Here is a 10,222-nt window from a genome sequence, read left to right as displayed (position 1 = left end):
CTATACATTCTGCTTGAGTTTCAGCAGATTTTTATGTTTCTGCGAAACATCACCCCCACCCCAACCCTCCCCCGCGCCAGGCGCAGGGGAGGGAGCAGATGGCAGCAGCTCAAATATTGCTGGTTTCGAGTCCGAATGAAGCTGGAAATGCTGAAAATATCAGTCTTTCGGGTTTTCAGACGGCCTTCAAAATTTATTCCGGACAGCAGTGCGATAGTACGGCAAGGCCGGTTGAGTCGTAGTAAAATCTGTATCCGATTATTAGTATGTCGTTTCATGCGGATTGGACTCCGATGCGTTTATCCAAATTCAAATTTCCGGCATTCCTGCTGTCGTTTCAGATTGTCAACCGGGAGCGGGCGCATTTTGCTGAGCGTTGGCTCAATTCTTACGAACGCTACCGCCACCGCCGCCTGATTCACGCTGTGCGCCTCGGTTTGGCGGTGTTGTTTGCGACCTTGCTGGCGCGGGTGCCGCAATTGGATCACGGCGAGTGGATCGGGATGACGGTGTTTATCGTGTTGGGGATGTTGCAGTTTCAGGGTGCGATTTACGCCAAAGCGGTCGAGCGGATGTTGGGCACGGTAATCGGCCTGCTGGTCGGCCTGTCGGTGTTGTGGCTGAACCAGCATTATTTTGACAACGGTGTGCTGTTTTACCTGCTGGTCGGTTTGCTGAGTGCGGCGGCGGGTTGGGCGGCGGTGGGCAAAAACGGTTATATTCCTATGCTGGCGGGGCTGACGATGTGTATGCTCATCGGCGATAACCGCACGGATTGGCTCGACAGCGGGCTGATTCGTGCGTTTAATGTCTTGCTGGGCGCGGCCATCGCCATCGGCGCGGCCAAGCTGATGCCGTTGCGTTCGACGCTGATGTGGCGTTTTATGCTGGCCGACAATTTGCACGAATGCAGCCGCCTGATTGCCGAAATCGGCAACGGCAAGCGCATGAGTGCCGAACGCTACGAGCAAAACCGCGCGCGCATGAAGCAGATTAATTCGCGCTTGGTCAAAAGCCGCAGCCATCTTGATGCCGTGGCGGGGGAGAGCCATATCGCCAAGGGTACGATGGAGGCGATGCAGCACGCGCACCGCAAAATCGTCAACAGTACCGAGCTTTTGCTGACCACCGCCGCCAAGTTGCCGAAGCCGAAAATCAGCGAAGCGGAAATGAAGCTGCTCGACCGCCATTTCTCGCAGCTCCAGCGCGAACTGCGCCTGACGGTACGCTTGATTAAGGGGCATTATGCCCGCCGTATCCGTATCGATACTTCGCTGAATCCTGAATTGGGCAGGGTTGCTGCACGCTTGCCGTTTGAATGGCAGGGGTTTGTCTGGGTCGGTGCTAATGCGCGCGACGAGGTGGCTGCGCTGGTGGTGCTGTTGCAGCGCACCCGCCGCAAATGGCTGGACGGCTACGAGCGTTTGCGTCTGCGCGAGCATTTGCTGGGCAATAAGGCCGATGCGCGGGAGGAAGAGGCTGCTTGAATATGGGGCGCGGCTTGTCTCCAGCCTGGTTTTAAACCAAGCCGGTGCAGTCTGCCGTCAGGCCGTCTGAAAATTCCGGCATACTGGATTTTTCAGACGGCCTGTCTGTATTCTGTCGAAATCCGCTAAAATAACCCTTCCTTTTGTCTGGGCCAAACTCATGATCCGCCGCTTTTACTCCCTGCTCTGGTACGTCGCGCCGCTGTTTATCCGCCGCTATTTGAAAAAGCGCGCCCGAAAATCTCCTGCTTATCTGGAAAATTGGAACGAGCGTTTCGGCGGGGTTTTCCCCTATCCGGTGCAGCGGCCGGTTTGGATTCATGCGGTTTCGGTGGGGGAAACGCGGGCGGCCAAGCCTTTGGTTGATGCGTTGCGCCGTTATTTTCCCGATGCGCCGCTGCTGCTGACGCAAATGACGCCGACGGGGCGGGCGGCGGCGGAATCTCTGTTTCCCGATGCGCAGTGCCGTTATCTGCCGTATGACAGGCCGGAGTGGGTGGCGCAGTTTCTGCGCGCGCACCGGCCGCGTTTCGGTATTCTGATGGAAACGGAAATTTGGCCGAACTTGATGCAGGGCTGCCGTGACGAGGGTGTGCCGCTGTTTTTGGCCAATGCGCGTTTGTCGGAAAAATCGCAGCGCGGGTATTTGAAAATCCGCAGTTTGGTCGAGCCGGCCATGCAGACTTTGAGCGGCTGTTTCGCGCAAACGGCGGCGGATGCGGAGCGGCTGCATTTGATCGGGGCGTCCAACGTGCATGTGTGCGGCAATACCAAATACGATATTGCGCCGCCCGATAATATGCGTGCGCTGGCGGCGGCATTTCGCGAACGCATCGGCAGCAGGCCGGTGGTGTTGTGCGCCAGCACGCGTGTTTACAAGGGGGCGGACGAGGCGGAAATGCTGTTGGAGGCTTGGCGCGGCTATCGGGGCGATGCGTTGCTGGTGGTGGTGCCGCGCCATCCGGAGCGTTTTCAGACGGCCTTCGATACGGCGGGGGCATTGGGTTTCCGCGTGCAAAAGCGCAGCGACAACGGATCGGTTTTGCCTGAAACCCAAGTTTGGATAGGCGACAGCATGGGCGAGTTGTTTGCCTATTATTTGAGCGCGGATGTGGCTTTTGTCGGCGGAAGTTTGGTCGATACGGGCTGCCAAAACATTATCGAGCCGATTGCCTGCGGCGTGCCGACTTTGTTCGGATATTCCACTTATAATTTTGCCGCTGCCTGTGCGCTGGCGGTCGAAGCCGGCGCGGCGCGGCAGGTGGCGGACGCGGAAAATTGGCTGCGGGAGGCGGAACGGTGTCTGCGGGACGATGCCGTCCGGCAGGGTTTCGCGCAGCGTTCGGAGGCCTTTATTTCGGCGCACCGCGGGGCAAGCGGGCGTATGGCGGATGAGATTGCAAAGGCGGTCGGCCGTATCGGGTCGGATGTCGGACGCGGATAAGCGGTTTTCAAACAAAAGGCCGTCTGAATTTCATAATTCAGACGGCCTTTTGGCGTACAGCACCAATCAGCGGTTGACTTGACTGCCGATGACGCCGCCCAAAGCCGCGCCGCCCAAAGTGGACGCGGTATCGTTGCCGAGCAGGTTGCCCGCTACACCGCCGACCACAGCGCCGACGGCGGTATTGCGTTGGGATTGGCTCATGCCCGCACACGCGCTCAAGGAAGCGGCAACGGCCAGCAAGGCGATGGTTTTGGTCAGCATGGGTTTCATGGTTTGGTCTCCATTTATCAAAAATTAAGCTTGGATGGACAGCTATCGCCGTCTATTAATGTTGCAGCAGTATGGCATGAATTGAGTTTAATAATCTCTGCCCATAGGTAAAGACTGTTTAAACTGCGAAAACCTTGTGCTGCCCGGCCATGCTTTCACGCGTCAGGCAAAGGCATCGGCCAGCCAAATCCGCAGGCGCAGGCCCCAGTAGCTGCCGAAGCCCGTGGTGTGATGCACCATGCGGCCGTTTTTCAGCAACACCACCGTGGGCGTGACCGCGATTTGCCATTGGCGCGACAGGTTGCCGTCGGCATCGTTGACATTGGGGAAGGTCAGACCGTGCTGCCGCATATAGGCGGCCACGTCCGCATCGCTGCCCGAGCGCAGGGCCACACCCAATACGGGAATGCCCGCCTGATGCAGCTTTTCGACATCGGGCGAAGTGTAGCGGCAGATGCCGCACCAGCTGCCCCAGAAATACAAGACAGCGGTTTGCCGGCGGCTGATTTCGTCTAGCGAAACGCTTTGCTGCGCCAAAGTTTGCAGGGGCTGCGCCGTCGGCCAATCAGGCTGAACCGGTGCGCGCCACCGGTCAACAGCAAAGGAAATAACGGCGAATAAAGCCAAAGCCTGTAAAAAGTGCCACAAATAAGTGCGTAAAGTCTTCATGGTCGGTTGCTTGCGGGAAAAACAAAACAGGCCGTTTCCGGCCTGTTTAATCAATGCTTATCAACGTTTTTTCACGATGCGCGTATAGACGGCCAAAATCACCACGGCCGCGATGGTGGAGGCAATCCAGCCGGCAGGTTGGCCGACTTGGTACCAGCCCGCGGATTGACCGACAAAACCGGCCAGCGCCGCACCGGCAATACCCAGCAGCGTCGTCATAATAAAGCCCAGGTTGTCGTTGCCCGGATGCAGGATTTTGGCCAAAACGCCAACGACAAAACCGACAATAATCGTACCTAACCAGCTCATGTTTTTCCTTTCTTCTGATGTTGTGCGCGATACCGCCCGAGCGCCATTGTGATACGGTATGGGGGTATCTGAGATTTGGGGTATCATGATACCGAGTAAACAGGCGCAGGTCTGTGATGCTTGCATGATTTTTCATAAATTAAGAAACTTTATGTAAGCATCGCAAACGATAGTTTTTAAATGCTTGGCGTATAAGGCAGGACGCTAAATCGGCAAAGCGCACGCCCTTTCTACCCATTTGGCGCAAATAACGGTACAATTCCAGCCAAGCAAAATTACTTGACCGGCCATATTATGAGCGTAACCATTCTTGCCGTCGCCAACCAGAAAGGCGGCGTCGGTAAAACCACCACCACCGTCAACCTTGCCGCCTCGCTGGCCAAGCGCGGGCAGCGCGTTTTGGTGGTTGACCTCGACCCGCAGGGCAATGCCACAACGGGCAGCGGCATCGACAAAGCCAGCATTGAAAACGGCGTGTACCAAGTCGTCTTGGGCGAAGCCGACATCCGCTCCGCCGCCGTACGCAGCGAAGAGGGCGGCTACGATGTGCTGGGTGCCAACCGCGCGCTGGCGGGGGCGGAAATCGAGCTGGTGCAGGAAATCGCCCGCGAAGTGCGCCTGAAAAACGCGCTGCAGGCGGTGGCCGACGATTATGATTTCGTATTAATCGACTGCCCGCCGTCGCTGACGCTGCTGACGCTCAACGGGCTGGTGGCGGCCAACGGCGTGATTGTGCCGATGCTGTGCGAATATTACGCGCTCGAAGGCATTTCCGATTTGGTGGCAACCGTGCGTAAAATCCGCCAGGCCATCAACCCGAAACTGGAAGTGACCGGCATTGTGCGTACCATGTTCGACAGCCGCAGCCGCCTGGTGGCGGAAGTCAGCGAGCAGCTGGCGCAGCATTTCGGCGAGCTGATGTTCGATACCGTCATCCCGCGCAATATCCGCCTGGCCGAAGCGCCGAGCCACGGTATGCCCGCGCTGGCTTATGATGCCAACGCCAAAGGCTCGCGTGCTTATCTGGCGCTGGCCGAAGAGCTGCTGCAGCGGGTGGGCAAGGCTTAATCGGCTTGGTTTAAACCGTACACCAAAGGCCGTCTGTTTTTCAGACGGCCTTTCCCTGTAATATTTTCAAAAAGGAACCCCCATGTCTGCTTACGCTATTTTCCTGCGCGACCAAATGCTCGACCAGGCGGAATACGACCGCTATCTGCAACTGGTCGCGCCTTCGCTGGCGAACTACAACGGCGAAATGCTGGTGTTCAACGATGCCATCGAAGCGCTGGAAGGCGCACCTGCCGACGGTTCGGTGGTCATCAAATTCCCCGATATGGCCACCGCCCGCGCGTGGTACAACGGCCCGGAATACGCGCCTTACCGCGATATCCGTATCAACGCGACCGTGGGGCGCGCGGTATTGGTGGAAGGTTTGGCAGGATAAGGTTTGCCTGCATGATGATAAAAAAGCCGTCTGAAAAACGCACAGCGTGTTTTTCAGACGGCTTTTTTACAGCCCAATAGGCTACCTGAATACTTTCTCGTCAAAGCGTTTCGCGTAAGCCGTTAAATTGGCTTGGCTGCGGGCGTATTGCGACAGCGGCGTGTCGATATCCGACCACAGCAATACGGAGATGATGGTGGCAACCGATAAATCTGCCGAGCTGATTTCGCTGCCGAACAGAAAGTCTTTGTCGCCCAAATAGTCTTTAACCGCATCGACATCGGCCCTGCCGAAATCGTAGATTTCTTCACGGCTGTGCCGTCCCAAGCCTTGCGCGTGGAGCTGGCCGGTGAGTTTATCGAACAAAAATTGGTAAAAGCCATCGGCTTCTTCCTGCGGCAGGCCGCCGAGCATGGATTTCATCACCCAGTCTTTGCCGGCGGGGTCGATGAAAAAAGCGTAGTTGTTGACCCAGTGCAAATGCTCTTCGGCCAAACGGCGGAATGCTTCGCCGACGGCTTTTTGCTCGCGGCTCAAGTGTGCGTCCAAATCAAAGCCGTATTTTTCGGTCAGATAGCGTTGGATGTGGCTGCTGTCGGGGATAATCACGCCGTTGTCGTCCAAAACGGGGATTTTGCCTTTGGGCATATTGGCGATATTGGTGACATATTCGCGCTCAAACGGCAAACCTGCCAAAATCAGCAGGGCTTCGGCTTTCCATGAAAACGCGGAAGTGCTGCGTACATTGCCGTGGGCGGTCGGGTAGCCGCTGGCGGTATAGAGTTTCAACATTTTAGTTCCTTTCCGTTTATAAAAGGCCGTCTGAAAATACGCAGTGTGTTTTTCAGACGGCCTTTCCGCATATTTCGGATTAGCGCAGGGCTTTCACCGGTGTGAAACCCAATACGCCCGCAGACGATTCGCCTTGCACGTCGCCGACATACAGGGCGACTTGGGCGCGGAAGCGTTCTGCGCCGTCGCGGTCGGCCATAAAGCGTTCAAACTCTTTCAGGTTGGCGTTGGGGTATTGCCAGATGTGTTTGTAACCGGCCGGCGGGGCGACGTCGGTGCGTACCGGCCACATATACCAAACATTTTGCTGCGTATCTTTATCCAGCAGCCAGCTCAGGTAGAGTTTGGCGGCGGCGGGGTGTTGGGCGTCTTTCAAAATCGCGGCGCGCTGTGCCCAGGCGACGAAGCCGTCTTTTTCAGGCAGGATAAAGCGTGAGGCGGCGGAAGCGTCGGGTTTCAGCATGCCGTCGGTGCTGAAGGTGGCGGCGTATTTGCCGGACTCTACTTCATCGGCCGGTGCTTGTGTGCCGCGCACGAAATGCGGCTGCTGTTTCATCAGGTTTTCCAGCCAGCTCCAGCCGTGGCGGTCAATGGTTTGCTTGTACCAGAATAAAACCGCGTCGTCGTCGTTGGGGTAGGTGGAAATGATTTTGCCTTTGAGGGCGGGATTGAGGTAGTCGTTGGCTTCGCGCGGTGCTTTCACGCCGCCCAAGGCGCTTTGGTTGGAAACGTTGCTGAATGCGTCGACAAATACGCCCGTCCACGCGCCGTCTTGGTCTTTGAACTCTTTATAGACTTTGTCCCAGCCTATGGGCTTGTATTTCAGCAAAACGCCTTCGGATTTCCAGCGCGGGAAGTCTTGCAGGGTTTGCAGCTGTACGACGTCGGCGACGACGTTTTTATTGGTGAGCTGCCAATCGATGCGGGCGTCGTGCACTTTGCTGTAATCGACGACGGTGTCCAGCGTCATGCCGGGGAAACGTTTTTCAAATGCGGCTTTGATGCCGTTTTGCTGTTCGGGGGTGTCGCCGCCGGCATACACCACCAGCCGACCACCTTCTTTCAATGCGGCGCGGTAGAGTTGGTCCATGCTCTGCGTTTCCACGCCGACGGCCTGTACTTGCGCGGCGGCGGCCAGCGCGGCGATGCCGAATGCGGCCAGGGTTTTGTTTGCTTTCATGTTTTTTCCTTTGTGATGCGGGCGGCAGCCCTGAGTAGATGGAAGTTATTTTATTGTTTTCTTAAATGTGAAACAATATTGAATTGAGAAAGGTAATATTAATAAATAGGAAACAGGCCGTCTGAAAATCATGATTTTTCAGACGGCCTGTTTTTATTCAAACAACCGCCCCTGCGCCAATAAATGCTTCACGGGGGCGAAATCGCGGCGGTGTTCGGGCAGCACGCCGTATTGCTGCAGCGCGGCCAGATGCTGCGCCGTGCCGTAGCCTTTGTGTTTTTCGAAACCGTATTGCGGATAACGTTCTGCCAGTGCATACATTTCGGCATCGCGCGCGGTTTTGGCGAGCACGGAGGCGGCGGAAATTTCGATGATTTTGCTGTCGCCTTTGACTACGGCTTCGGTGGGGATGCCCAAATCTTTCGGCACGCGGTTGCCGTCTATCCATACTTTGTGCGGTGCAACCGCCAAGCCCTGCACGGCGCGGGTCATGGCCAGCATGGTGGCGTGCAGGATATTCAGTTCGGCGATTTCCTGCGGGTCGGCGGCGGCGATGCACCAGGCAACGGCCTGCTTTTTAATCATCGCGGCGAGCAGGTCGCGTTTTTTTTCGCTGAGTTTTTTGGAATCGGTCAGGCCGGGCAGGTCGTAATTTTCGGGCAGTATAACGGCGGCGGCAAACACGCTGCCGACCAGCGGCCCACGCCCGGCTTCATCGACGCCGGCGGTGAGGTATGGGGTCATGGTGGGATAAGGGGGAAAGGGGTTAAAAAGGCGTTTTAGACGGCTTGGGCAGGTTGGGGTGGAATCATAACGGCCATCAGTGACAGTGAATGCCGTCTGAAATCTATACATCGCCACCACCTTTACAAAATATAACTAAAACACACTGGATAGTAACTACGCATTTTGTTATATTTTCGCAATTGTGAAAATATTTCGCTCATGAATTTAAATTAGATTTAGATTAAAAGGATATTTATATGAATTTATTTAATCTCCGTACTCTCTTGGGCCTCACTACTACTGAGGCTGGGCAACTTTTACATGTCACTCGCCGAACTTGGGAGCTATGGGAATCTGGAAAGCAAAAAATTCCCCCTGCAAAAGAAGAGTTGCTTCTCAAAAAAATAGACTTATATCATGATAATAGTAGCAATGATGTTGTCGTTATTATTCAAAAAACTGGTTTATCCGAAATCCCCTTAGATGTTGTTGGTTCTAGAAATTTTCTAGCATGTGACACTATTGGGAATGATGAATATATAGTCAAATCACTGGCTATTGATAAACAATCCCTGCGACCATACGTACATAAAACGAGATTCCTAGGTACCTATAATCAGACTGCATTGAAGCACTTTTCAAACTGGAAATCACAATTAAGTGACTAATTTTCAGACGGCCTTGGCCTCTTCCAACACCGCCTGCGCTGCCAGCGCTGCGGTGTCTTTTTTCAACAATAAATGCAACTCGCGGAAATCCTGTTTCAGCGCGGCGACGGCCTCGGGGTGTTCGTACCAGTGGCTGACTGCGGCGGCGAGTTTTTCGGGCGTGGCATCGTGTTGCAGCAGCTCGGGCACGGCGGATTTGCCCAGCAGGATATTGGGCAGGCCGACGTGTTGCACTTTGACTTTGCGTTTCACATAAGCGTAAGTGAGCGCCGAAATTTTATAGCTGATGACCATCGGCCGCTTGCACAAGGCCACTTCCAGCGTGGCCGTGCCGCTGGTGACCATCACCACATCGGCGGCGGTGCAGACGGTGTCGGCTTGCTTATGCACCAGCGTAACGGGCAGCCCGGCAAATTCGGGGCGTGCCAAAATTGCGCTGATGCGCGCGCGCGTGGCTTCGGTGGCGGTGGGCAGGATAAATTGCGCCTGCGGATACTGTTTCAGCAGCAGCAAGGCCGTCTGAAAAAAGACGGGTGCCATATTATCGACTTCGCGGATTTGGCTGCCGGGCAGAATGGCAAACAGCGCGTCGGGCGGGTCGATGCCGAGCTTGGCGCGCGCGGCGGCCCTGTCGTCGTTCAGCGGCATGGTCTGCGCCATCGGGTGACCGACAAACTCCGCCTTGCCGCCCGCATCGATATACAGCTGCGGCTCCATCGGAAACAGGCACAAAACGCGGTTGACCTGATGCACGATAGTGTGGACGCGCTCCATGCGCCACGCCCACACCGAGGGGCTGACGTAATGGATGGTGGGAATGCCGGCTTTTTTGAGCTTTTCGGCCACGCCCAGATTGAAATCGGGCGCGTCGATGCCGATGAACACATCCGGGCGCAGCTGCGTTAAATCGCGGATGATGCCTTTGCGGATTTTCAGGATTTCGGGCAGGCGGCGCACCACTTCGGTAAAGCCGCGCACGGCCAGTTTTTCTTGATCGTAGAGGCTGTTGAAGCCCTCGGCTTTCATGCGCTCGCCGCCGATGCCGGTAAACACGGCATCGGGGCGGCGCGCTTTGATGGCACGGATTAAATGCGCGCCCAGCAAATCGCCGGAGGCTTCGCCGACGCAGATGGCGATGGTCAGGGGTTGGGTCATAAGCGGAGAGGGTGTAGGGCGGGGCGTGCCCCGGTTTATCGTTGTGTCGTTCTGTATAGTCGGAGAACTGAATTT

Annotated in this window: 12 protein-coding genes; 5 read left to right on the top strand and 7 right to left on the bottom strand. The window is 55.9% G+C overall.

The window, feature by feature from the left end:
• Window positions 1-293: 293 nt before the first annotated feature.
• Both BDE01S_RS05035 and waaA read left to right on the top strand, forming a co-directional pair.
• Window positions 294-1,487, top strand: coding sequence for an FUSC family protein (locus BDE01S_RS05035; protein WP_066078146.1), 1,194 nt, complete (start codon window positions 294-296; stop codon window positions 1,485-1,487).
• A gap of 160 nt (window positions 1,488-1,647) precedes the next feature.
• The gene (waaA, locus tag BDE01S_RS05030; protein WP_066078143.1) at window positions 1,648-2,931 is read left to right on the top strand and encodes a lipid IV(A) 3-deoxy-D-manno-octulosonic acid transferase; all 1,284 of its coding nucleotides are present in this window, start codon (window positions 1,648-1,650) and stop codon (window positions 2,929-2,931) included.
• A 66-nt stretch (window positions 2,932-2,997) separates the two neighbouring features.
• Here the strand turns inward: waaA and BDE01S_RS05025 are convergent, their stop codons facing one another.
• The 3 genes from BDE01S_RS05025 to BDE01S_RS05015 form a co-directional block, all read right to left on the bottom strand.
• Window positions 2,998-3,204 (bottom strand): YMGG-like glycine zipper-containing protein, encoded by a 207-nt coding sequence (locus BDE01S_RS05025; RefSeq protein ID WP_066078141.1) that lies wholly within the window; start codon window positions 3,202-3,204, stop codon window positions 2,998-3,000.
• A gap of 162 nt (window positions 3,205-3,366) precedes the next feature.
• Window positions 3,367-3,873, bottom strand: a complete 507-nt coding sequence (locus tag BDE01S_RS05020; RefSeq protein WP_066078138.1) for a protein disulfide oxidoreductase — start codon at window positions 3,871-3,873, stop codon at window positions 3,367-3,369.
• Window positions 3,874-3,933: 60 nt separating this feature from the next.
• Entirely contained in the window at window positions 3,934-4,182 is a 249-nt protein-coding gene (locus BDE01S_RS05015; RefSeq protein ID WP_066078135.1) for a GlsB/YeaQ/YmgE family stress response membrane protein, read from the bottom strand.
• Between the two features lie 294 nt (window positions 4,183-4,476).
• Here BDE01S_RS05015 and BDE01S_RS05010 point away from each other — a divergent pair, with 294 nt between their 5' ends.
• The gene (locus BDE01S_RS05010; protein WP_066078132.1) at window positions 4,477-5,250 is read left to right on the top strand and encodes a ParA family protein; all 774 of its coding nucleotides are present in this window, start codon (window positions 4,477-4,479) and stop codon (window positions 5,248-5,250) included.
• Between the two features lie 82 nt (window positions 5,251-5,332).
• Window positions 5,333-5,626, top strand: coding sequence for a DUF1330 domain-containing protein (locus tag BDE01S_RS05005; RefSeq protein ID WP_066078131.1), 294 nt, complete (start codon window positions 5,333-5,335; stop codon window positions 5,624-5,626).
• An 81-nt stretch (window positions 5,627-5,707) separates the two neighbouring features.
• Here the strand turns inward: BDE01S_RS05005 and BDE01S_RS05000 are convergent, their stop codons facing one another.
• The 3 genes from BDE01S_RS05000 to rnhB form a co-directional block, all read right to left on the bottom strand.
• Window positions 5,708-6,418 carry a glutathione S-transferase family protein gene (locus BDE01S_RS05000; protein WP_066078126.1) on the bottom strand — a complete coding sequence of 237 codons (711 nt, stop codon included), beginning with the start codon at window positions 6,416-6,418 and terminating at the stop codon, window positions 5,708-5,710.
• A 79-nt stretch (window positions 6,419-6,497) separates the two neighbouring features.
• A complete protein-coding gene (locus tag BDE01S_RS04995; RefSeq protein ID WP_066078123.1) occupies window positions 6,498-7,598 on the bottom strand; it encodes an ABC transporter substrate-binding protein in 1,101 nt (366 codons plus the stop codon).
• 153 nt (window positions 7,599-7,751) lie between these two features.
• Window positions 7,752-8,342: a ribonuclease HII gene (gene rnhB / locus BDE01S_RS04990; protein ID WP_066078120.1), complete on the bottom strand. Its 591-nt coding sequence runs from the start codon at window positions 8,340-8,342 to the stop codon at window positions 7,752-7,754.
• 239 nt (window positions 8,343-8,581) lie between these two features.
• Between rnhB and BDE01S_RS04985 the strand changes: the two genes are divergently transcribed.
• The gene (locus BDE01S_RS04985) at window positions 8,582-8,992 is read left to right on the top strand and encodes an Aca2/YdiL-like domain-containing protein (protein WP_066078119.1); all 411 of its coding nucleotides are present in this window, start codon (window positions 8,582-8,584) and stop codon (window positions 8,990-8,992) included.
• Between the two features lie 3 nt (window positions 8,993-8,995).
• Here the strand turns inward: BDE01S_RS04985 and lpxB are convergent, their stop codons facing one another.
• Window positions 8,996-10,147, bottom strand: a complete 1,152-nt coding sequence (gene lpxB / locus BDE01S_RS04980) for a lipid-A-disaccharide synthase (protein ID WP_066078116.1) — start codon at window positions 10,145-10,147, stop codon at window positions 8,996-8,998.
• Window positions 10,148-10,222 lie beyond the last annotated feature (75 nt).

This window comes from Bergeriella denitrificans NBRC 102155 (genome assembly GCF_001592185.1).
Classification (GTDB): Bacteria; Pseudomonadota; Gammaproteobacteria; order Burkholderiales; family Neisseriaceae; genus Neisseria; species Neisseria denitrificans.
Note: the sequence above shows the minus strand (reverse complement) of the source record. Positions and strands in the feature narration are given on the sequence as shown.